The following is a 22,423-nucleotide window of genomic DNA, read 5'->3' as shown; positions in this document are numbered from 1 at the left end:
CGGCCGTCGGTTCCGCGCTCAGGAGACCCGTCGCGCGGCGAACGTCCCGACGACACCCAGGGTCAGCACCGCGACGAGCACGACGAGGAGCGGTGCGGTCCAGGTACCCGTCGCACCGTGCAGCGCCCCGGCGAGCAGCGGCCCCGCTGACCCGATCAGGTAGCCGCCGCCCTGCACGAACGCGGACATCCGGCGGGCATCGGCGTCGCTGGAGACGATCCGCACGATGACGATGAAGATCACGGTGATGCCGCCGCCCTGGGCCGCGCCGCCGAGCACCGACCACAGCAGCCAGAGCTGCGGGGCGAATAGCAGCCCGAGCGGCATCGCCAGCCACAGGGTGCCGACCAGGGCGATGATCGCCGCCGGACGCCACCGGGTCGCGAGCAGCGGGACGCCGAGCGCCCCGACGACGGCCAGGATCTGGAACACCGACGAGCTCGCGCCCGACGACGCCTTCGAGAAGCCGATCTCGTCGTGCAGCAGGGTCGGGATCCACGCGGTGAGGGCGTAGTACGAGAACGCCTGGCCGCCGAACGCCAGCGTCAGGCCCCAGGTGATGAGCCGTCGTGCCGGCCGGATCGGTTCGGCGGCGGCGACCCGTGCGGCCTCGGCGGCGCGCGCGGTGCGGATCGCCCCGGTGTCGAGCACCTGGTCGATCGGACCGGTGATCGGCAGTGGTCCGTCGTGGTCGGACGGCCCCGGGCGTCGCCAGGCGGCCCGTGCACCGACCGCGTAGGTCCAGGCAGCGGCGGCGATGAGCGCGAAGACCGCCCAGATCGCGATGGCGACCGGCCAGCCCCACAGGGCCGCCAGGGGAGCGGTGCCGAGCGACGTGATCATCGACCCGACGTTGAGCGCCGACGTGTAGACGCCGGTGACCAGGCCGACGCGCTCCGGCGAGGTGTCCCGCCGGATGACCACCGGGATCACCACGTTGCCGATCGTGATGCCGATGCCGATGACCGCGGTGCCGATCAGCAGCGCCGCCGACGAGGGCATCGAGCGCACGACGGTGCCGGCGAGCACGATGACGAGCGACAGGGACACCGCGCGCTCGGGGTCGGCCTTCGCGATGACCCAGCTGGCGAACGGCGTCGCGAGGGCGAAGCAGAGCACCGGGATCGTCGTCAGCAGCCCGGCGATCGTCGCGGTCAGGCCGAGGTCGGCTCGGACGTCACCGATGACCGGGGCCGTGGCGACGATCGGGCCGCGGAAGTTCAGGGCGATGAGGACGATGGCAGCGGGCAGCAGCCAGGCGGCGCCGCGCAGGCCCCGTCGTGCGACGTCGTTCATGCGGACGGCGTCGCGGACGGCAGCAGGATCGGCAGCAGGTCGAGCGGGGTCGCAGCCGTGGCGATGGTGCCCTCGGCCTCGTCGGGGGAGCCGTAACCCCACTCGGCGAAGACGACCGGGACGCCGTGCACGGTCGCGCCCTCGACGTCGTGCTTCCGGTCGCCGATCAGCACCGGGCGGCTGGTGTCGAAGCCGTGGGCCTCGAGGCGTCGCAGTGCTTCTTCGACGACGTCGGCCTTGCTCGACCGCACCTCGTCGTCGCTCGCGCCCGTGATGATGTCGATGTCCCCGGTGAGCCCGTAGTGCTCGAGGATGTAGGTCGCCGGGGTCTCCGGCTTGCTCGTCGCCGTCGAGATCGGCAGCCCTGCCTGGTGCAGGGTGCGCAGGACGACGTCGATGTCCGGGAACATCGCCGAGTCGAGCGCCCCGTGCGAGAAGTAGTGCTCGCGGTAGACGGCCAGCGTGCGGTCGGCCAGTTCGTCGTCCATGCCCATCGCGATCCGGAACGTGTCCATGATCGGCGGGCCCACGAACGACATCAGGGTGTCGCGGTCCGGCACCGGGACGCCGACGGTGCGGAAGGTGTGCGTCAGGCTCTCGAGGATGCCCGGCGCGGAGTCGCTGATGGTGCCGTCGAGGTCGAACAGGATGGCGGAGAACGGGCTGGTCATGTCCTGCCCACCCTAGCCGGGACGTGGCGGCGACCATCCGGGTTCCGTCGGCAGCGGGGCGGGGGTGCGCCGTGCCTCCAGGCCGGACGGGCCGACGCGGCTCAGAACAGGCGGGTGTGGCCGCCCTCGATGCCGCGCATCGCGTCGTAGTCGAGCACGAGGACGCGGATGCCGCGGTCCTCGGCCAGGGTGCGTGCCTGCGGTGCCACCGTCTGCGCCGCCAGCACGCCCTGCACCGGACGCAGGTGCGGGTCGCGGTTCATGAGCTCGAGGTAGCGGGTGAGCTGCTCGACCGCGTCGATGTTGGCGTTGCGCTTCATCTCGACGGCGACGCTCGCCCCTGCGTCGTCGCGGGCCAGGATGTCGACCGGCCCGATCGCCGTCATGTACTCGCGGCGGACCAGGGTGTGGCCGTCACCGAGGAGCTCGATCTGCTCGGCCAGGAGCTGTTGCAGGTGCGCCTCGACCCCGTCCTTCACCAGGCCCGGGTCGACGCCCAGGTCGTGGGTCTCGTCGGACACCACCTCGTACAGGGAGACGATGAGCTTGTCCTGCGTCTTCTTCTGCGTCACCGTCCACACCTGGGTGATGCCGGCGACCGACTGCTCCTCGTCCGGCTCGGTGATCTCGATCGAGCAGGGCGGGCTCATCCAGTTCAGCGGCTTGTAGCTGCCGCCGTCGGAGTGCACGAGCAGGGAGCCGTCCGCCTTGAGCATGAGCAGGCGGGTCGCGAGCGGCAGGTGGGCTGAGAGCCGGCCCGCGTAGTCGACGGAGCACCGGGCGATGACGAGACGCACCCCGGAAGCCTAACCGGGCGGAGGGCTCGCCGCCGCCGCTGTCTCGTCATCGCTGGTGCGCACGTCGGCCCTTGCGTCGTTCCTTCACGTACTTCGCGCCCAGCCCAGCGCCGATCACGATGACGGGGGTGCCGATGACGAACACGCCCGACGAAGCAGCTGGCAACCAGTTGGCGATCAGCAGGACTGCCACGAGGGCAGCGATGACGATCGTGATGTACAGGAGCCATGACCGCATGCTGTCGTCCTTCCCCGTCCTCGGCTCAGAACGGTGCCGATGACCGGCAACCGACGGTCGAGCCACCCTTGACGTCGTACCACCACAGTTTCCGCCCGCCGCTGCAGATGCCGTGCTGGAACACGTAGGTGGTTGCAACGCTGACGACGACACCGATCACGGCGCAGGCTGCCCAGCCGACGCCCGGGATGAGACAGATGGCGGCACCGACGGCTGCGCCACCACCCGCGGCGAGAGCCTGTTGGTCGACCGTGTTGAACCCGATCGCTGTCTTGATCCCCGAGAAGCGAGCCTCGAGGAACGGCGAGATCGTGCCGGCCGATCCGGTCTCGTCTGCCTCCTCGATGGCCGCCCTGACGTCGGCGGCACTCGGGAGCGTGAGCGTTCCTTCGTCGACGATGTACCGGTACGAGGTGAGGCCGGCTTCGGTGACCGCCTGGCGGCGGACGGACGACGCTTCGAGCTCCTCGAGCCCTTCGAGGAAGACGGCCGGATCGATTGCTGCGCTGCCGTTCGGAGCCAGTTCATCGAGATCCGTTGCGGAGAAGAAGGTCGACTCGTCCGGATCAGCTTCCGCTGCGATGGCGGGGCTGCCGACCAGCGCCGAGGCGCTGATCGCTGCGGCTGCGATCGCGACCAGGGCGATGCGGACGGGGTGGACGGTGCAGAGCTTCATGGGTTCTCCTGTCGAGCGTCGTTGCCGATGGCGAAACTCTGCACCTGATACTTCACCGTTGCAAGGGGCAATTCCTGTTGGAGCGCTCGCCGCGGAGAATCGACCTGTGCAGCACGCATGGATTCACATGCCGGTAACGACGTTCTGCACATGTACCGCAATCCGATGCCGCCCTACCGTGGCTGACACCCCGATCGGCCCACGCCGACACCCCTCCCCGAGGAGCCACGATGGCCAGCGAGACCGCAGTGTCAGCACCACGAACCCCCCGTTCCGAGTCGGTCGCCGTCGACGACTACTCGCTCAGCCGGGTCCCGATGTCCGCACGCTACGGCTGGTTCCAGGTCGCCGTGCAGCGCTTCGGGCAGATCTCGGCCCTGTCCCAGTTCCTGCTCGGTGCGACGCTCGGCTTCGGCATGAGCTTCTGGGACGCCTTCTGGGCGATCACCCTGGGCGCCGTGATCCTGGAGATCGTCTCGGTGCTCGTCGGCGTCATCGGCGTCAAGGAGGGCCTGAACACCTCGGTCATCGCCCGCTGGACCGGGTTCGGCAAGGCCGGCTCGGCGCTGGTCGGACTGGCGATCGGGCTGAGCCTGATCGGCTGGTTCGGCATCCAGTCGGGCGTCTCGGCTGCCGGGCTGGTCTCGATCCTGCCGATCCTGCCCGCCTGGGCGTGGTCGCTCGTGTTCGGGCTGCTCGTCACCGCCATCGTGCTGCGCGGGTTCCACTCGATGCAGTGGCTGGCGAACGTGACCGTGCCGCTGTTCCTGGTGCTCGTCGGCTGGGCGGTCATCGTCGAGCTGAGCCGGCACTCGATCGCCGAGCTCGCCGCGCGTGCCCCGGCCGGTCCGGAGCTGAGCTTCGTGGCCGGCACCACCCTGGTGGCCGGCGGGTTCATCGTCGGTGCGGTGATCACGCCGGACATGACCCGCTTCAACCGGTCGGTCGGCGACGTCGTGAAGCAGACGCTGCTCGGCGTGACCCTCGGCGAGTACGTCATCGGCCTGGCCGGTGTCCTGCTCGCCCACGCCGTCGGCTCCGCGGACATCACCCGTGTGATCACGTCGAGCGTCGGCTGGGTCGGCATCCTCGTGATCCTGCTCGGCACGTTCAAGATCAACGACTGGAACATCTACAGCTCGAGTCTCGGCGTCACGAACTTCATCGACGCGGTGTTCGGCAAGCAGGTGAACCGCGGGCTCGTGACGCTCGTGATGGGCGTCGTCGGCTCGGTGCTCGCCGCGGTCGGGTTCCTCGGGGCCCTGACGCCGTTCCTGTCCGTGCTCGGAGTCGTCTTCCCGCCCATCGCCGGGATCATGGTGGCGGAGTACTTCGTCGTGAAGCGCTGGCGCCGTGAGCTGAGCGACGCCGAGAACATCCCGGCGACCTCGCCCACGTGGGTGCCGGCCACCCTGGTGATCTGGGCGGTCGCCTCGCTCATCGGGTACTTCGTCGCCGTCGGGATCCCGTCGATCAACTCCGTGGTCATCGCCTTCGTGCTCTACGTGGTCGCCGGCAAGGCCGGGCTGATCCGCGGTGTCGGTGTGAGTCGGACCGAGGCTGCGCCGGCCGCCACCGAGGCCCCGGTCGCCGAAGCACCGGCCACCCCCGCCGCCTGACCCGGGCGCTCCCCGAACGGCCGGTCGCGTCGCCGCACCCCTGATCCGCGCGACGGCGCGGCCGGTCCCCACCAACCAGCAACACCCCTCGCGAAGACCCCGCACCCGCACCACCGCACCCGCACCACCGAAGGGAACCCCCATGCGCATCGGCATCGACGTCGGCGGCACCAACACGGACGCCGTCCTGATGGACGGCAGCTCCGTCCGTGCGGCGGTCAAGCGGTCCACCACCCCCGACGTCACCTCGGGCATCGTCGCCGCGCTCGACGGCCTGCGTGAGCAGCACGCCTTCGGCCCCACGGACATCGACGGCGTGATGATCGGCACCACCCACTTCATCAACGCCCTGGTCGAGGCACGCGGCCTCGCCCCGACCGCCGCGGTCCGCCTGGGTCTGCCGGCGACGGCGTCGCTGCCCCCGTTCACGGACTGGCCCGCGCACCTGGTGTCGGCCGTGCACGCGCAGCCGTTCCTGGCCCACGGCGGCCATGAGTTCGACGGCCGCGTCATCTCGGAGCTCGACCCCGAGGAACTCAAGCGGCACGCCGGTGCCATCGCGGCCGCGGGTATCCGGTCCGTCGCGATCTCGTCGGTGTTCTCGCCGATCAACGACGAGTTCGAGCAGCGCGCGCAGGAGATCATGGCCACCGAGCTCGGGCCCGACGTGGCGTTCTCGCTGTCGTCCGAGATCGGTCGCATCGGGCTGCTCGAGCGCGAGAACGCGACGATCATCAACGCGGCGCTCCGCGAGCTCGCCGACCGGATCGTCGACGGGCTGTCCGGGTCCGTCACGGGCAGCGGCATCGACGCACCGCTCTTCCTGAGCCAGAACGACGGCACGCTGATGGACGTCGAGTACGCCCGTCGCTACCCGGTCGCGACGTTCGCCTCCGGCCCGACCAACTCGATGCGCGGCGCCGCGGTGCTGTCCGGCTTCGACACCTGCGCGGTCGTCGACGTCGGCGGCACGACGAGCGACGTCGGCGTCCTGACCGCGGGCTTCCCGCGCGAGGCCACGGGCGAGGTCGCCGTCGCCGGCATCCGCACGAACTTCCGGATGCCGGACGTCCTGTCCGTCGGCATCGGCGGCGGCTCCCGCATCCGCGAGGACGGCAGCGTCGTCGGGCCGGACTCCGTCGGGTACCGCCTGACCGAGGAGGGCCTGGTCTTCGGCGGCACCACCCTGACCGCGACCGACGTGGCCGTCCGCGGTGGTCGTGGCGCGATCGGGGACCCGTCGCTCGTCGCCGGGGTGCCGGCCGAGGTCGCCGCCCGCGCGCTCGACGTCATCGCGGAGCGCGTCGCCGACATCGTGGAGCGGATGCGCACCTCGTCCGACCCGCTGCCCGTCGTGGCGGTCGGTGGCGGTTCGGTACTGCTGCCGGACACCCTGCCCGGACTCGGCACCGTGCACCGCCCGGAGCACTACTCGGTCGCCAACGCCATCGGTGCGGCGATCGCGCAGGTCAGCGGCGAGGTCGACAAGGTCTACGCGATCAGCGACGGCCGACGGTCCGCCGTGGTCGACGAGGCCCGGCAAGAGGCCGTCGACCGCGCCATCGCGGCCGGCGCCGACCCCGGCTCGGTGGACATCGTCGACTTCGACGAGGTCCCGATCCCGTACCTGCCGGGCAACGCGACGCGGATCCGCGCGAAGGCCGTCGGCGACCTGGCACTCGGGGCGCTGGTCCGATGAGCGCCACGACCACAGCACCCCTCCTCACCGCCATCGGCGCCGACTGCTCCGCCCTCGCCCGCGGCGCCGCGATCCTCGGCACCGGCGGCGGCGGTGACCCCTACATCGGCCGCCTGCTCGCCGAGGCCGCCGTCCGCACCCACGGCCCGGTCGAGATCGTCCAGGTCGAGGACCTGCCCGACGACGCCGTGGTGCTCTCGGTCGCGATGATCGGCGCTCCCACGGTGATGGTCGAGAAGCTGCCGTCCGCCGGCCAGTTCGCCGAGGCCATCCGCAGCCTGTCGGCGTTCCTCAACGTGACCCCGACCCACCTGGCCTGCATCGAGGTCGGCGGCGTGAACTCGACGACGCCGATCGTCGCCGCTGCCGAGCTCGGCCTGCCCCTGGTCGACGGCGACGGCATGGGCCGTGCGTTCCCCGAGGTGCAGATGGTGCTGCCGACCCTGTCCGGGGTCAGTGCGACACCGATGGCCCTGGCCGACGAGAAGGGCAACACCGTGGTCTTCGACACGGTGGACAACCGGTGGGCGGAACGGCTCGCCCGCACGGCGACGGTCGAGATGGGCTGCTCCGCGATCACGGCGCAGTACGCCATGTCCGGCGCGCAGGTGAAGGAGTCGTTCGTCCGCGGCAGCCTGTCGCTGAGCGTCCGGCTCGGCGAGACGCTGGTGCGCGCACGCAGCGAGAACGCCGACCCCGTCACGGCGGTCACCGAGGTGCTCGGCGGCACGGTCGTGTTCGAGGGCAAGGTCGCCGACATCGAGCGCAAGACCGTCACCGGGTTCGCCCGTGGCACAGCCCGCATCGCCGGTTCCGGCAGCGACACCGGCCTGGAGGCGGTGCTCCGGTTCCAGAACGAGCACCTGCTGGTCGAGGTGGCCGGCCAGGTCCGCACCACGGCTCCCGACCTCATCATCACGTTGGACGCCGAGACCGGCGAGCCGATCACCACCGAGGCCCTGCGGTTCGGCGCCCGCATCCGGATCGTCACGGCACCGGCCGACGAGCGCTGGCACTCCCCGGACGGCCTGCGCCTGGCCGGCCCGCGGTACTTCGGCTACGACACCCCCGCGGTCCGCCACGACGGCACCACGAGCGCGGGGGAACCGAGCACGGGAGAGAACCGATGAGCTGGATCCTCGACGTCGACGACCTGCCCGACCTGGCCCGCGGCGCCGCGCTGCTCGGCACCGGCGGCGGAGGCGACCCGACCATCGGGATGCTCCTGGTCCGTGCCGCGATCGAACAGCACGGCCCTGTCACGATCCTCGACCCGTCCGAGGTGCCCGACGACGCCCTCGTCATCCCCACCGCGCAGATGGGCGCACCGACCGTGGTGCTCGAACGCATCCCCGCCGGACCGGAACCCCTCGGCGCCCTCCGTCGGCTCGAAGCCCACCTGGGCCGGACGGCGACCGCGACGATGCCCATCGAGTGCGGTGGCATCAACTCGATGATCCCGCTGCTCGTCGGTGCCACCGGTGGCCTGCCCGTCGTCGACGCGGACGGCATGGGCCGTGCGTTCCCCGAGCTGCAGATGGAGACGTTCTCGGTCTACGGGGTCCCCGGCAGCCCGCTGGCGATCAGCGACGAGAACGGCCACGGCGTCATCATCGAGACCGGCACGGACAACAAGAAGATGGAGTGGCTCGCCCGCGGGGTCACCATCCGGCTCGGCGGCGTCGCCTACATCGCCGAGTACGCCATGTCCGGCCGCCAGGTGAAGGAGACCGCCGTCCCGCGCACGCTCTCCCTGGCACTCGCCGTCGGTCGGGCCATCCGGGTCGCCCGTGAAGCCCACCGCGACCCCATCGACGCGCTCGCCGAGGCCCTCGGCACGACGATCTACACGCACCTGCGCGAGCTGTTCGACGGCAAGGTCGTCGACGTCGAGCGCCGCACGGTCGACGGGTTCGCCCGCGGTCGCGCCACCGTGCAGGGGACCGACGGCTCCGAGCTCGAACTCCGGTTCCAGAACGAGAACCTGGTCGCCCGGCGGGACGGGCAGCTCGTCGCCGTCGTGCCCGACCTGATCTGCGTCCTCGACGCCGAGACCGCCGAGCCGATCACCACCGAGCGCCTGCGGTTCGGGCAGCGCGTCCGGGTGATCGGCATCTCGACCCCCGACCTGATGCGGACCCCGGAGGCGCTCGCCGTGTTCGGGCCGTCGTGCTTCGGGCTCGACGAGCCGTTCGTCCCGGTCGAGGACCTGCACGAGCACGTCCGCCCGGCCGCCCCGGCGGTCGGCTGACGAACGGTCCCGCGCCGACCCCGGGGCCCGGCCCCGGGACGCGACCACGGCAGCAGAATGGACCCATGGACCAGGGTGAGCGGCGGGGCGGCGGTGTGGCGGGCCTCCAGGCCGACGACGCGACCGTCTTCGGACGCGGCACCGCCCTGCTCGGGTGCGGCGGTGGCGGCCGCGTCGACCACATGGTCAGCGCACTCCGCTTCGCGCTCGGCGACCGCAGCGTGCCGGTCGTCGATCTCGACGACCCCGCACTCGGCTCGGTGGTGGCCGTGGGGATCATCGGGTCGACCAACGTGCTCGAGGAGAAGATGCCGAGCGGCGAGGAGCTGCCGGCCGCGCTCGCGGCGATCGAACGCTGGACGGGCGTCCGTGCCGACGCCGTCGTCGCCGCGCAGATCGGCGGCGTGACCGGACCGGCCGCGGCCCTCACCGCCCACGCCGCCGGACTGCCGCTCGTGGACGCGGACCTGGTCGGCCGCGCGGTTCCGCGCATCGACCAGCTGTCGGTCTTCGTTGGCCCGACCACGACGGTCACGGCCGCCGCGGCGACCACGAGCGGGCTGCGGATCGTCGTCGACGCCCGGCAGCCCCACGACGTCGAGACGGTCTGGCGCGAGGCCGTCTCGCACAGCGGCGGCTGGGCGGCCTTCGCGATCGGTCCGGTCCCGGTGGCGTTGCTGCGCGAGCGGGCCGTCGTCGGCAGCGTGCAGCGCGCCCTCCGGATCGGACGCGCCGCGGGCGGCGCACGCGACGCGGCGGAACTCGCCGCGCTCATCGGCGGCCGGGTCGTCGCGCAGGGCCGGGTCATCGACGTGCAGCGCGAGGGGGACGCGCTCGCGTTCGTCCGCAGCAGCCTGGCGATCCGCGACGCCGGCACCGGTGCGGTCGCCCGGGTCGAGGCGGGCAGCGAGTACGTGCACTGCCTGGTCGACGGCCTGCCGGTCGCCAGCACGCCGAGCGTCATCACCGTCGTCGACGCGCGCTCGCTCGCGCCGGTGGCGACCGACCGCACGCGGGTCGGCAACGAGCTCGCGGTGCTCGTGCTGCCGTCGGCGCCGTGGTGGTGGGCGGACCCCGACCGCACCGCGCACATGGGACCGCGGGCGTTCGGCATCGACGCCGACGTCGTGCCCGAGGCCGTGCCCGAGGTGCTCGCGTGAACGCCGTCGGCGACCTGCTGCCGCTCCTGCCAGCAGGCACCCGCCTGCTCGTCGGCCCCGGCAGCACGGCGGTCCGGAGCGTCCGTGGGGTGGTGGGGACCCCCGACCAGGTCGGCCGGTCGCTCGCCCAGGGCGACGACGTCGTCGTGCTGCTCACCCCCGTCGACCGTGCGGACGCACGCTTCGACGTGCTGCTGCGTCGGGCGTCCGCGACCGGCACCGCTCTGCTCGTCGTCGACGGATCGCTGGAACTCGGCCCCGGCACCACGACGCTCGCCGACCGGCTCGGCGTCGCCGTCCTCGCCACCCCGGACCCGTGGGCGACCTCGGTCCGCCTGCACGAACTGATCGGCACCGGGATGGGCCCGGCGGCCCGGGCGGCCCTCGACGCCTCCCGCGTCGCGCTCGACGCCGGCCCCGAACTCGACGACCTGTTCGCCCGGCTCGACCGGTCGCTCGGCCACCCGGTGCGGTTCCTCGACGCGTCGGGCCTGGCACTCCGCGGAGCCGCCGTCGACGACACGGCGCGCGCCGTGCTCGTCCGCCGCGCCGGCACGAGCGACATGCTGATCGCCGAGGGTGTCGACGAGACGCTCGTCGCGATCCCGGTCGGCACCGGCATCGGACCGCGCGCCTGGCTGGCCGTCGGTCTGTCCGTCCCGATCGCCGCCGAACAGCAGGTGGTCGCGAGCGCCCTGCAGGTCGCCGCCGTCGCCGTCGGGCACCGGCTGCTGCTCACCCGGCTCGACGACGAGCGCGACGCCCGCTACCGGATGGCGATGCTCGACGAACTCCGGGCGGCCGACGGGGCGCCCGCCCCGCAGCTCGTGCAGCGGACCATCGCCGCCGGGTGGCGGCTGGACGCCTGGCACGTCGGCGCGCGCGTGGTCGCGCGGCAGGGCGTCGACCTGGTCGCGCTCCGCCAGCAGGTCGACGCCGCGGTGCGCGCCGAGGGACTCGACGCGGTCGTCGTCGAACAGGCGGACGGCTGGGTGCTGTGGCTGTCGGAACCCGACGAACCAGGCCGGGAGGCAGTGGCCGACATCGCGGGTCGGCTGCGCCGCGCGCAGAACACGCTCCGCACCACCGTGGAGACCAACGTGGGCGTCGGCAGTCTGCAGGCGGGCCCTGCCGGGCTGGTGCGGACGCTCGGCGAGGCCGGCGACGCCGCCCGCCTGGCTGCCAGCCGTCCGGAGTCGGGGCACTTCGTGCACGTCGACCGGCTCGGGCTCGCGCAGCTGCTGCTCGCGTGGACGCAGACGGACACGTTCCTGCCGGCGTCACGGCAGTTGCTCGCACCGCTCGAACGCGGTGGCGGGGCGCTCCTGACGACGCTCGCCGCCTACCTGGACGCGGAGTCGTCGATCGCCGAGACCGCCGCGGTGCTCGGCGTGCACCGGAACACCGTGTCCGACCGCATCGCGCGGGTGGAGCGGCTGCTCGGGGTCGACCTGTCCGACCCCGAGACCCGCCTCGCCCTGCACCTGGCGACGCGGGCGCGGGCGGGCGACGGCGGCTGAGGGCGGGGTGCGTCAGCTGCGGTTGCCGGCCTGCTCGGTCTCGCGGGTGGGTCGGGCTGCTGCGCCGGTCTCGCGTGCTGCGCCGCTGGCCAGGCCGGCCGCGATGATGAACACGAAGACGATCAGCAGCGCACCGAGCAGGCCGATCTGCTCGCCGAGGAACCCGATCAGGGGCGGCCCGGCCAGGAACGCCACGTAGCCGATCGTCGCGACGGCGCTGACCTTGGCGGCCGCGGTGCGGGGGTCGTCGGCCGCGGCGGACATGCCCATCGGGAAGCCGAGGCTGGCACCGAGGCCCCAGAGCACGACGCCCACGATCGCGAGCGGCACGTTGTCGATGAAGATGAGCATGCCCAGGCCGACCACCGCGACGGCGGCGCTGATGCGCAGGATCGGCACGCGGCCGAACTTGTCGATCAGCGGGCTGCCGGCGACGCGGCCGGCGGTCATCGCGGCGAGGAACACCGTCAGCACGGCAGCCCCGCCGGCGTTGTCGAGCCCGTGGCCGTCGATCATCGCCAGGGGCAGCCAGTCGTTCGCGGACCCCTCGGCCAGCGCCATGCCGAGCACGATCACGCCGATGAGCAGGGTGGACGGCTGTGCCCAGACCTGCCAGCGGGTGAGCGGGGTCGCGACCGGGCTGGTGTCGGTGGACACCGGCTGCTCGAAGCGGTGCTCGTCCTGGAACTTCGCGACGGCGACGAGCATGGCGGCGCTCGTGACGACGACGAGCACGATGAAGTGCCACGACACCGGGATCTCGAGCTTCTCGGCCAGCGCGCCGAGGCCTGCACCCGCGAGCGTACCGAGGCTGAACGCGGCGTGGAACAGCGGCATGATCGTGCGTCCGCCGGCCTTCTCGGCGGCGGCGCCGGAGACGTTCATCGACACGTCGCACAGGCCGTTGCCGAAGCCGAACGCGATGAGCGCGATCCAGATGGCGGCGAAGCCCCACCCGAGCGTGACCGCGACCCCGGCGAAGACCATGCCGAGCGCCAGGCATGCCGCAGCCACCTGCACGCCCCGCCTCGCACCGAGCTTCGCGACGATGTGTCCGGCGAACGTCAGCCCACCGATGGAGCCGACCGCCATGCCGAGCACGAGCAGGCCCATCTCGAACGTGCTCGCCCCGAGGGAGTCGCGGACGCTCGGGATCCGGCCCAGCCACGTCGCGATGTCGAGCCCGGACAGGGCGAACACCACGAACACCGCGATGATCCAGGCCTTGGTGGTCGGGACGGTGCGGGTGGACGGCGTCGTCATGGTGGTTCCCATCGTGCTGCGACGCGCTCGGTGCTGCGCGTTCTGGTGCTGGTGTTGCGGTTGTCGAATCGATTCGACTGCTTGTTCCGGCTACGCTAACGGGCGATGGACGAACCGGCAACAGGACCCGGCGCGTCGCCTTCCCGCGGCGGCGTCACCCGTTCGTCGCGCCCGACGCTGGCCGCGGTCGCCCGTGCCGCCGGTGTCGCGCCGTCGACGGCCTCGCTCGCCTTCAGTGGTCTCGGCCCGGTGTCCGAGGACGCCAAGGCCCGCGTGCTCGCCGCTGCCGCCGACCTGGGTTACGGCGGTCCCGATCCCCGTGCTCGTTCCCTGCGCCGCGGTCGCTCCGGCGTCATCGGCGTCGTGATGGACGAGCGCCTGAGCGATGCCTTCCGTGACCCGGTCAACGTCCTGACGCTCGACGGCATCGCCGAGGTCGCCGGTGCCGCAGGTGTGTCCCTGCTGCTCGTCCGGAGTCCGCTCGACGACGAGCAGGGCGCCGGCCCGCTGGTCGATGCCCCGATGGACGCCGTCGTGCTCGTCGGGTGCAACGTCCGGATCGACCCCGCCGTCGCGGTGCTGCGCCGTCGGCAGATCCCCGTCGTCGCGATCGAGGCGGACGAGATCGAGGGCGCGGTCCCCGTCCAGCTCGACAACCGGGATGCCTCACGCCGTGCTGCCGAGTACCTGCAGGGGCTCGGGCACTCTGCCGTGACCGTCGTGACGCTGCCGCTCGACGCCGCACGCCGCCGTGGCCCGATCGACGCAGCCCGTCAGGACGAGGGCATCGCCTTCACCACGCTCGAGCGACTGCGTGGTGTGCGCCAGGTCTACCCGGACGCCATCGCGATCGAGACCGCCGGCAGCTCGGTCGAAGAGGGGCGTCTCGCCGGCACCGAGCTCTTCGCACCGGATGGCCCCCGCCCCACCGCCGTCATCGCCCAGAGTGACCTGATCGCCGTCGGGGTGATCTCGGCCGCACTCGATGCCGGACTCCGTGTCCCCGAGGACGTCAGTATCGTCGGCTTCGACGGCATCACGGTGGACGACAGCTTGCTCCACCGCACCCCGATCCGGCATCTGACCACCCTTGTGCAGCCCTTCGTGCAGAAGGGCCAAGCCGCCGCCCGTGCCGCCCTGGCGATGCTCGAGGGGGCGGAGCCGCAACCCGCGTCGTTCACCTCGGAGTTGCGGGTGGGGGACACGACGGGGCCGCCGACAGCCTCGGGTACCGACTAACGCAGGCACCGCCCCGGCTGCGTGTGGCATCAGGTCTGGACCCTTGCACGCTTCTGTCGCGAAGGTGATGTGACGTAGCCCAGAACAACACTCGTCGGTGCTTCCAACGCCGTGGTGTCGAGGTATGGCCGAGAACCACGGCGGCTCGAGGCGCGGGCGAGGTGGTCCGCGGCGCCGCATAGGCGCCAGATCCGCCGACCTCGCGCTTGTGTACCGTGAAGGCCTTCGAGCCGACAAGCGGCGAGCCGACCGGGTCATGGCCGAAGCGCTCCGCTGCGGCTCAGCTAGAAAGATCGCACAAGACGCCTATAGGCGCCCGGCAGTGTGCCACTTGCGGGATGATCGACCTATGAGCTCCTCGCTTCCCGAACTCGAATCGTATATAGCATTCCGGCTGCACCAACTCGGAGAGCGGAACGAGCATCATGAGTTTGAGCAGATCGCAACTCGCATCGCTCGTAAGCGGATAAGCGCTAATATAGTAGTAGCTAATGGTCCCGTAAGTGCCGGTGGTGATCAACAACGGGACGCAGAATCCTACACGACACGCATTCCGGACGAACTACCCAATGCTGCTGGATTTGCTGCCTCCGCGGCTACTTCGGCGACTGTCGTGGCCTGCACCGTGCAAAAGACGGGACTCAAAGGCAAGATCCTGGCTGACCTAGCTGGGATTTGCAGCGAAGGTGCATCCCCCGTTGATTTGGTCGCATTTTTCAGTGTTGCCTCGATCGCCGAGGCGGTTACTCACGAGCTGCAAAAGAAAGCACGTGAAGACTATGGAGTCACTCTTGACGTCTATAGCGGCATGAAGATTGCAACCTTGCTTGCTGAACCAGACTTGGTATGGGTTGCGCAACATCATCTGCAAGTGCCCTCGTCCATGGTGCCACCGCCTGATACAGAGGCCACACCGAGCTGGTATGGGAAATTACTCACAAACCTACGCAATTACGGGGGACCTGTCGCTCTGACTCCAGCCACCCAAGGTGAGATCTCGGAGGGGCTCCGGTACGCGACCTTCGACCCAACTGCTAGCGCTGATCTACCCGAGTGGCTGAGCTTTATGGAGGCTTTTCTAAACCCGGAGACCTCCGGCGAACTCCAATTTCGCGCTTGCTACGAGATTTCCGTCGCACAGTTCCGCGGTATGGGTTTCGCTGGAGCGAGCGAGGCGTTGATTCGACGTGCAGTCGACTACGCAGGTTCTGTTACATCACCGAGCGTCCTCGATGACGCATCCACCCTTATGTTTTATTGGGGGAACATGTGGATGACCGGAGTTTCGAGCTCGACCGCCGGAGAGATATCGGGTAGGCAGCACGCGTTGCTTGAGCACATCAGGCTTCAGTTGCAAGCTACCGATCGCGTGCAATACCCCGTGCGTGCATCTTCTCTGCTGGCCACTCTGATCTACATGCACTTTCAACCAAAATGGGAGCGTCTAGAAGACCGCGGGTTCACTCCTCGTAAGGTGGAGCGGGCTCCACACGCTGGGAAACGACTTGATCCTATGTCTGTTGATCCGGCTTTTGCCGAGTTTGGGCTGTTGGACCTTGACAGGGCCATGATGTATCTCGATCAGCTTGTGTCGTTGATTCCTGAAGCACGAGCGTTCCCCATCAGCAGTCTCGCGCAGTTGTTTGACCTATTCGCACCTGCTCTCTCGTCGCGCACAAACTATGCGAAGATTCGGGACGCTCTTGATGTCGCGGTCTCGACCGTTGAAGGTGACGGCTCTCTGGCCGAACGATGCCGAGATCGCGCAATAGGGTTTTCGAGGGCAGGAAAACCCCTAGAGGCACTAGCTGAGATGCATTCTGCCAAAGTTAAGTGGTTCCATGGCGACTCGATGCACGGTGCCGTCGTTGCCGCCCGCTATATCGCAAAGCTTTACGCGAGTATCGGTTTCGTGTACGCAGGCAAGATGTATGCGGCTAGCGCTATAATGTTCGCGCACGGAAGTGCTGATGTCGACCTCAAAGCGCAGGTGCCCAAGGCCTTATTTGAGCTTGCCGAACTGGCGCATTCGTCGGGTTGCTGGGTCGACGCCGCAGCCTTGACCGAAGTAGCGCTACTTGCACACAACTCCTATTCCGTGAATGCATTCGACGCATCGAAACACGACGACCTGAGTGCCCGCTCACTCAACGAATTGATGGCACTGTTGGCGACCCGGGCGTTTTGGCGCGATCGCGAGTGCTTATTGCGCGATTCACACTCGACAACTAGGGATTGGTTCGACGATTTAGCCGAGCAAGCATCGGCTCCCGGGGCTGCACTCCCATTCGATGAGCGCGAGTATCAGGAGCTCGCGAGAGATCAGTTTTACGGTCCCATCCTTGGCGACCTCGGTCCGACGCGGGAAATCGCCTTCTCGGCTCTTGGTGTCGGATGGGCATTCAAGTTCGACAACGACCGAGTCGCCGTGCTTCTCGCCGAACAGTTTGTGGCCGCCCTTCAGGTATTTCTTGCTGATGTTGCACGTTTTGAACCAGTGATTATAGGGGCAAATGCGCGGGTTATTATCTCGTATGTGGGAGACGACGACGTGGGACAGAGTGACCTCACGATCGAGCAATCCGGAGAAGAAGTTGAAGCGCGGTTGGTTCTACATAACCCTCCGTCAAATATGGCCGAGCTTTCGCGCTGGCTCGTGGCTACATGTATGCAACTATTGAGTGAAGTGCACCCTCGTCCTGATGCTGATCTCTTGTCTGTGCTGAACGCAGCTATGCAGGAGGGTCTTGTGAACAAGATACTGGTAGGGCGACCGTATGTTGAATCTGCCGATTTTCTGTCCGATGAGCATTATGAAAGATGTGCTGGGGCACAGCGACCAAGCTCATCCGTGTCCTTCCTCCCTAAAGTTCATGATTCGCTCGCCCCGTCGATCTCGCAAGGGCCCGGATACGATCGCATAGTCTCGCTTGAGGCGATAGCAAAACGGTACACTGCGGCAGAGGCCTGGCAATTGTCCTTCAAAAACTTTGTTGAGGACGAGCGTGGGCGTGAAGCTATTGCGGATCTTCGTGATAATGGCTGGCTAGATTGGCAAATCCTAATGGCCTTCCAGAACGTCGGGCTAAATTGGCGTGCTCAGCGCGAGACAGCCACGCCTGGTCAGTTAAGCCCGGCCGAAATGTACGAATTAGCATCCCGCCCTGAGGAGGAAACTGATCCCCGCATTCCTGTTGAATATATTCAAACTACTCTTGATCAAAACCTCCTCCTACAGACCCTTGCGGTCGCGCGAAGTTGGGATATACGAAGTAGAGGTGAGCGCACTGATAGTGGATATATGCGGGACTTGCTGAACCGTCGTTATGGCTTTGCGGTTGACGATGTCGAGCATGCTGATTTGTTAACTTAGGGTGAAGGCTTCTGGCCGACTCCAGTCGGTAACTGGATCGTTTGGTGAGAATCAGCGAGAATTATGGGCTGTCGGCTTTCCTTACGGTGCCCCCCGGGTTCTGACATAAGAGCGTCATGTCGGCTCGGTGCTGCGTTCGTTGTTCGCGGTGGCAGATGGGGCTCCGGCACAGCCCGGGGTGTTGTGGACGACCACGCTGTTGGATGCGCGCTGTCGCCATCACGCTTTGGGGATGAGGCGGTCGAGATCGCTCGCTCGTGGCTCCGAGTCGAAGGCGGTTTGACAGGAGCGGACGTCTCAGACGGACAGCTTCTGACGCCAGCGGTCCGGCAACATGGACAGGCCACCCGGCGAGAGGATGATCATGACCGGCCATCGAGCTGATCGCGCGCTGAACGCACCGACGACGGCCGCGGCTCGCGCACGGGCTCGTGCCGTGGTCCGTTTCGTCGTCGGGATCGGCGTGATCACCGTCATCGTCGTGGCCGGGCTGATCGCTCCAGCCGCGCTGCGCTCGTACGACCTCGGCCACCGGGTCACGCTCCGCTGCGACGTCACGTCGGCCGAGGGCATCACCCGCGGATCGTCGAACCGTGGCATCGGTGGACAGGATGCGCGGGTCGTCATCACCACGGAGGACTGCGGGAAACCCGTCCTCTGGGAAGGAGTGACGCGGACGAACAACCGGACAATCGCTGGCCGCATCGACACGCCGGCCGAACACGCGATCGAGGTCGGGTCCGGCACATGGGAGGTCCGCGGGCTGCTGCACGCCATCGGCAGGAGCCCTTCGGCCTTCGGGGTCGCGCCGACGTCCTGACCGACGAGCAACCGTCCGGTCCGACGGGGAACGGGACTTGCATGGGCGCGGCGCACCCTGCTCGTCTTGGGGGCCGCTCAGGCCAGCGTCTGGAGCGCGGGGTAGTCACGCTTCGATGGCGGTGCCGCAGGCCTGGAAGCCGCGGACGGCCTGATCGCGGCGGATCTCACCGACCAGGTCGAGCGGGGGCGCGGTTGGACGGGAAACGCCCTGTCTCCGAGTGCGTGGAGACAGGGCGTTTCTTCGGTCCGGTGTTTCGGGTCTAGCCGATCCCGGGGTCGTTCCGCATACCGACGTTGCCGGCGGAAGCGAAGCCGTCCGTGCCGGCGTCGCCGGTCCACGTCCAGAGCGAGCCAGTGTTCGCCTGGACTGCGACGGCGAGGTGGTCGCCCTCGGTCGCTGCTGACGGGCTGGTGTCGGTCTTCATACCGACGTCCGCCGAGTGTGCGAACCCAGCAGCGCCCGGAGCTCCGTGCCAGGTCCAGAGGTCTCCGGTGTTCGCTTGCGCTGCCACGGCGAGTTCCGACCCCACGAGCGTGATCGACGGGCTGGTGCCCGCCTTCATGCCGACAGCGGTCTGCACGGCGAGCCCGGTCGTCCGCGGTGTGCCGCTCCAGACCCAGAGCTTGCCGGTGTTCGCTTGCGCGGACACGGCGACGGTGGACCCGTTGACCCGTGTGATCGCCGGGCTTGTCCCGTCCTTCATCCCGAGGCCTGCGCTCTTGGCGGTGCCGGTGGTCGCGGCCGGGCCGTACCAGGTCCAGAGGCCTCCGCTTTCGGCCTGGTAGGCGACGGACACGCCGCTGCCGACGGTGGTGATGGACGGATTGGTGCCGTCCTTCATGCCCTGTCCGGTGGACTGCGCGTAGCCCGTTGAGCCAGCGGTGCCCTTCCAGGTCCAGAGATCCCCGGTGTTCGCTTGGAACGCGACGGCGAAGTTTCCATCGCCGAGCGAGACGATGTCCGGGCTGGTGCCTGGCTTGACGCCGACCCCGGCCGAAGCGGCGGTGCCGGTCGTGCCGGCCTTGCCCTTCCAGGTCCAGAGCGTCCCGCTGGGGTCGACGTAGGCGGCTGCGGCGTTCGAGCCGTCCCGTGCAAGTGCGGGGGAGGTGCCGTCCTGGATCTGTCGGCCCGAGTTCGCGGCGAAGCCCGGGGTGCCGGCGCTGCCGGTCCACGTCCACAGTGTGCCGGTGTTCGCACGCACCGCCACGGCGGTGCCGTTGGAGTACGACGACGGTGAGATCGACAGCGGGCTGGTCACGTTGCTGAAGTCGACGTGCTGGTGGTTGCAGGTGTCCACGAACTGGCGGGTGATGTTCGTGAAGGACCAGGTGGGCCTGCACTGTGACTGCCCGGCCTGCGTCCCCTTCGGAACGAAGGTGTCGAGGAAGTCCAGCAACTCGTGCGTGCGTGCGTCAGGACCCTGAACAGTGGACCCGCCGACGGAACCGAAGTCGATCGCGACACTCGGGTCGATGCAGTGCAGGGAGCTCTCGTTGCTCGCGCAAGAGACGGGGTGCGTCATCGTCGGGCAACGACGGTTCAGGTCATTGACCCGCAACGATCCGAACTTCTTGGTCACGATGACGAGTGTCTGGAGGACCCGAGTGTCGAGCTGGCAGCCCGGCGTCGGGTTCCCGTTCGCGATCGGGAGGATCTCGTTTCGGTACAGATCGTTGGTGTCGCCGGCGCCGTTCGCGGTCGCGGTGAAGGTACCCGCTGTGACGAAGCCCCCGAGCTGCTTCGCGAGCGTTGCCGGGTCGGCAGAGATGTCGTCGCAAGCCGTCCCACAAGCGCCAGCTGCCTCGGCTCGAGGTGGCGACATCGCCACGATCGAGGCGAGTGCAAGCGCGACGACCATGACGATCAGGACGAGCGACCGCCAGAGAGTTCTCGATCTCGGCAGCACGAACGGAGTATTCACTTTTCCCCACTTCACGGACGAGCCACACCGCCCCTCGGTGTGAACTGTCGTCTCGGCTGGAGAGTAGCCGGTTCTCCCGGCGCACCGCGAACCTTGCTGCTTCCACAGAAAATCGCTTCGTCGGCATCAACGAGAACGGCCGGTCACCCGAAGGAATGGCCGGCTGAATCGTGTCGGGGGTGGCGTCGGTGTGGGGCGTCGTACGCGTCGCGGACGGCTCTGCTGATCCGGCCGCTCGAGCAGTCGTGCCGGTCGGTAAACGGGTCCGTCCGTCGGGTGGCGTGGCTGCTGCGGTCGGCGTGCGTGGAAGACTAGACGGTCGTGACGGCTCCTCATCGCACTCGACGATCGCTCGATCGCCAACAGCTCCTGCGCGTCGTCACGTTCGTGATCGTGGTCGGTGTGGCGTTGGTGTTCGCGTACTGGCACGTCGGTCGGCAGCGTGTGGACGTCGACGAGGACGTGTACGTCGTCTCCGGGTGGGAGTACGTCCACGGCGTCTTCATCCGGAACCTCGAGCACCCGCCGACCGCGAAGTACCTGTTCGGGCTCGCCGAACTCGCCCTCGGCGGGCCTGGACCGCTCGGCCCGCGCTACGTCGCAGCGACCGCTTCGTTCGGCATCGGACTGGTCTTCTTCCTGTGGTTCCGGCGGTCCGTCGGCTTCTGGGCGGCGCTGATCACGGCTGCGCTCTGGTGGCTGACCCCACGGGCCAACGGCATCGCCTGGGCGGATCCGGGGTCGGGTGTGGCGACGAGGATGGACCGCACGGCCCTGCTCGAGCCGGTCATGATGTTCTTCGCGGTGGCGGCGATGTACGCGGCGTGGCGGTGGGTGAACGGCGTCGACCGCCGGCGCTGGCTCTGGGCTGCCGCGTCCGGGTTGCTGCTCGCACTCGCGGTGACCTCGAAGGTGACGCCGGCCGTGATCGTGCTCGCGATCATCGCGTTGCCGATGCTGTTCCGCCGGTGGTCGGACCTGCTGACTGGCGGACTCATCGCTGCCGGCACCTTCATCGTCGCGTTCGTCCTGCTGTACGCGCCGCTGGGGTTCGGTCGTGGCTTCCTGCACATGCTCCAGTTCCAGTCGGAGCACAGCGCGACGGGACACACGATCAGGCTGCTCGGACACGAGTACCAGTCGGCCCCGTGGTGGGCGAACTTCGTGTACTTCGCACAGGGCACGAGTCGGTGGCTGGTCCTCGTCCTGGTCATCGGGTTGGTCGCAGCGTTCGTGTTCCGTCCGGACCGCCTGGTGGCGTACCTGGCCATCGGCCTGGGCGCCCAGGTCGTGTTCCTGACGTCGTCCCACGTCGCGCTCGGGCACTACTACTACGCGTGGATGCCGCTCCTCATCGCCCTCGCCGGGATCGGGTTCGGGCGTGCGGGCTGGCCGGCGCAGCATCCCGGCCGGCGGCGGGCGCTGTTCCGTGTGGCCGCTGTGGGCCTGGTGCTCGCACTCGCCGTCGCCCCCGTCGTCCGGCTCGGCGCCGCCGTGGCGCAGGCTCGTGTCGCCGGCATCGCTCGGCTCGACGCGGAGCTGCGCGCCCGCGGCGTCGACCACGGGACCGTCCTGTTCGGCGGGTACAACATCGTCGCGTGGAAGCCGTACTTCCCACCGCCCCGTGGGACCTGGGAGCGCGACGCCGACGACGTCACTGCAGTCGTCCAGGGCGTGGATGGGCGGTTCCCGATGCAGCCGGGGGTGGCGTCGTTCCTCCGCACCCACCACGACGAGTTCGAGCACTTCACCGTGGACGAGCTCCAGGTGTGGATCCCCGAGCACGGTTCGATCCGGAAACGTGACGGCGTGCTCGAACTGGCCCCGTAGCGGCGCAGCAGCGACCCCCTGACCGGCGGGGTCGAGGGAGCCCGCCG

17 protein-coding genes are annotated in these 22,423 nt (G+C 69.0%); 10 read left to right on the top strand and 7 right to left on the bottom strand.

What is annotated here, in order from left to right; genetic code table 11:
• Window positions 1-18: 18 nt before the first annotated feature.
• The 5 genes from BIU95_RS00735 to BIU95_RS00715 form a co-directional block, all read right to left on the bottom strand.
• Complete coding sequence (locus tag BIU95_RS00735; RefSeq protein ID WP_071249933.1) at window positions 19-1,296, bottom strand: CynX/NimT family MFS transporter; 1,278 nt, start codon at window positions 1,294-1,296, stop codon at window positions 19-21.
• Window positions 1,293-1,967 carry an HAD hydrolase-like protein gene (locus tag BIU95_RS00730; protein ID WP_042538010.1) on the bottom strand — a complete coding sequence of 225 codons (675 nt, stop codon included), beginning with the start codon at window positions 1,965-1,967 and terminating at the stop codon, window positions 1,293-1,295. The genes BIU95_RS00735 and BIU95_RS00730 overlap by 4 nt, the downstream gene beginning before the upstream one ends.
• Before the next feature lie 101 nt (window positions 1,968-2,068).
• A complete protein-coding gene (gene nucS, locus BIU95_RS00725) occupies window positions 2,069-2,764 on the bottom strand; it encodes an endonuclease NucS (RefSeq protein WP_017887754.1) in 696 nt (231 codons plus the stop codon).
• A gap of 46 nt (window positions 2,765-2,810) precedes the next feature.
• Window positions 2,811-3,002: a hypothetical protein gene (locus tag BIU95_RS00720; protein ID WP_071249931.1), complete on the bottom strand. Its 192-nt coding sequence runs from the start codon at window positions 3,000-3,002 to the stop codon at window positions 2,811-2,813.
• Window positions 3,003-3,027: 25 nt separating this feature from the next.
• Complete coding sequence (locus BIU95_RS00715; RefSeq protein WP_071249929.1) at window positions 3,028-3,678, bottom strand: hypothetical protein; 651 nt, start codon at window positions 3,676-3,678, stop codon at window positions 3,028-3,030.
• A 230-nt stretch (window positions 3,679-3,908) separates the two neighbouring features.
• Between BIU95_RS00715 and BIU95_RS00710 the strand changes: the two genes are divergently transcribed.
• The 6 genes from BIU95_RS00710 to BIU95_RS00685 all read left to right on the top strand — a co-directional run bounded on the left by BIU95_RS00710 (window position 3,909) and on the right by BIU95_RS00685 (window position 11,927).
• Complete coding sequence (locus BIU95_RS00710; RefSeq protein WP_071249927.1) at window positions 3,909-5,297, top strand: cytosine permease; 1,389 nt, start codon at window positions 3,909-3,911, stop codon at window positions 5,295-5,297.
• Between the two features lie 142 nt (window positions 5,298-5,439).
• Window positions 5,440-6,996 carry a hydantoinase/oxoprolinase N-terminal domain-containing protein gene (locus BIU95_RS00705; RefSeq protein ID WP_071249925.1) on the top strand — a complete coding sequence of 519 codons (1,557 nt, stop codon included), beginning with the start codon at window positions 5,440-5,442 and terminating at the stop codon, window positions 6,994-6,996.
• Window positions 6,993-8,126, top strand: a complete 1,134-nt coding sequence (locus BIU95_RS00700) for a DUF917 domain-containing protein (protein WP_071249923.1) — start codon at window positions 6,993-6,995, stop codon at window positions 8,124-8,126. Before BIU95_RS00705 ends, BIU95_RS00700 begins: the two co-directional genes overlap by 4 nt.
• Complete coding sequence (locus tag BIU95_RS00695) at window positions 8,123-9,247, top strand: DUF917 domain-containing protein (RefSeq protein ID WP_071249921.1); 1,125 nt, start codon at window positions 8,123-8,125, stop codon at window positions 9,245-9,247. Before BIU95_RS00700 ends, BIU95_RS00695 begins: the two co-directional genes overlap by 4 nt.
• Window positions 9,248-9,312: 65 nt before the next feature.
• The gene (locus BIU95_RS00690; RefSeq protein WP_083389166.1) at window positions 9,313-10,407 is read left to right on the top strand and encodes a DUF917 domain-containing protein; all 1,095 of its coding nucleotides are present in this window, start codon (window positions 9,313-9,315) and stop codon (window positions 10,405-10,407) included.
• A complete protein-coding gene (locus BIU95_RS00685) occupies window positions 10,404-11,927 on the top strand; it encodes a helix-turn-helix domain-containing protein (RefSeq protein WP_071249919.1) in 1,524 nt (507 codons plus the stop codon). The genes BIU95_RS00690 and BIU95_RS00685 overlap by 4 nt, the downstream gene beginning before the upstream one ends.
• Window positions 11,928-11,939: 12 nt before the next feature.
• Here the strand turns inward: BIU95_RS00685 and BIU95_RS00680 are convergent, their stop codons facing one another.
• Complete coding sequence (locus BIU95_RS00680; RefSeq protein WP_071249917.1) at window positions 11,940-13,190, bottom strand: MFS transporter; 1,251 nt, start codon at window positions 13,188-13,190, stop codon at window positions 11,940-11,942.
• A gap of 105 nt (window positions 13,191-13,295) precedes the next feature.
• Here BIU95_RS00680 and BIU95_RS00675 point away from each other — a divergent pair, with 105 nt between their 5' ends.
• The 3 genes from BIU95_RS00675 to BIU95_RS00670 all read left to right on the top strand — a co-directional run bounded on the left by BIU95_RS00675 (window position 13,296) and on the right by BIU95_RS00670 (window position 18,622).
• On the top strand, window positions 13,296-14,429 hold the full coding sequence (locus BIU95_RS00675; RefSeq protein WP_071249915.1) for a substrate-binding domain-containing protein: 1,134 nt from the start codon (window positions 13,296-13,298) through the stop codon (window positions 14,427-14,429).
• 349 nt (window positions 14,430-14,778) lie between these two features.
• Window positions 14,779-17,802 (top strand): hypothetical protein, encoded by a 3,024-nt coding sequence (locus BIU95_RS18035; RefSeq protein WP_139179577.1) that lies wholly within the window; start codon window positions 14,779-14,781, stop codon window positions 17,800-17,802.
• 364 nt (window positions 17,803-18,166) lie between these two features.
• Window positions 18,167-18,622, top strand: coding sequence for a hypothetical protein (locus BIU95_RS00670; protein WP_139179576.1), 456 nt, complete (start codon window positions 18,167-18,169; stop codon window positions 18,620-18,622).
• 262 nt (window positions 18,623-18,884) lie between these two features.
• Here BIU95_RS00670 and BIU95_RS00665 read toward each other — a convergent pair whose 3' ends face one another.
• Entirely contained in the window at window positions 18,885-20,531 is a 1,647-nt protein-coding gene (locus tag BIU95_RS00665) for a hypothetical protein (RefSeq protein ID WP_139179575.1), read from the bottom strand.
• A gap of 336 nt (window positions 20,532-20,867) precedes the next feature.
• Between BIU95_RS00665 and BIU95_RS00660 the strand changes: the two genes are divergently transcribed.
• A complete protein-coding gene (locus BIU95_RS00660) occupies window positions 20,868-22,376 on the top strand; it encodes a phospholipid carrier-dependent glycosyltransferase (protein WP_139179574.1) in 1,509 nt (502 codons plus the stop codon).
• The last annotated feature ends 47 nt before the right edge of the window (window positions 22,377-22,423 follow it).

This window comes from Curtobacterium sp. MCBA15_007 (assembly GCF_001864905.1).
Lineage (GTDB): Bacteria > Actinomycetota > Actinomycetes > Actinomycetales > Microbacteriaceae > Curtobacterium > Curtobacterium poinsettiae.
Note: the sequence above shows the minus strand (reverse complement) of the source record. Positions and strands in the feature narration are given on the sequence as shown.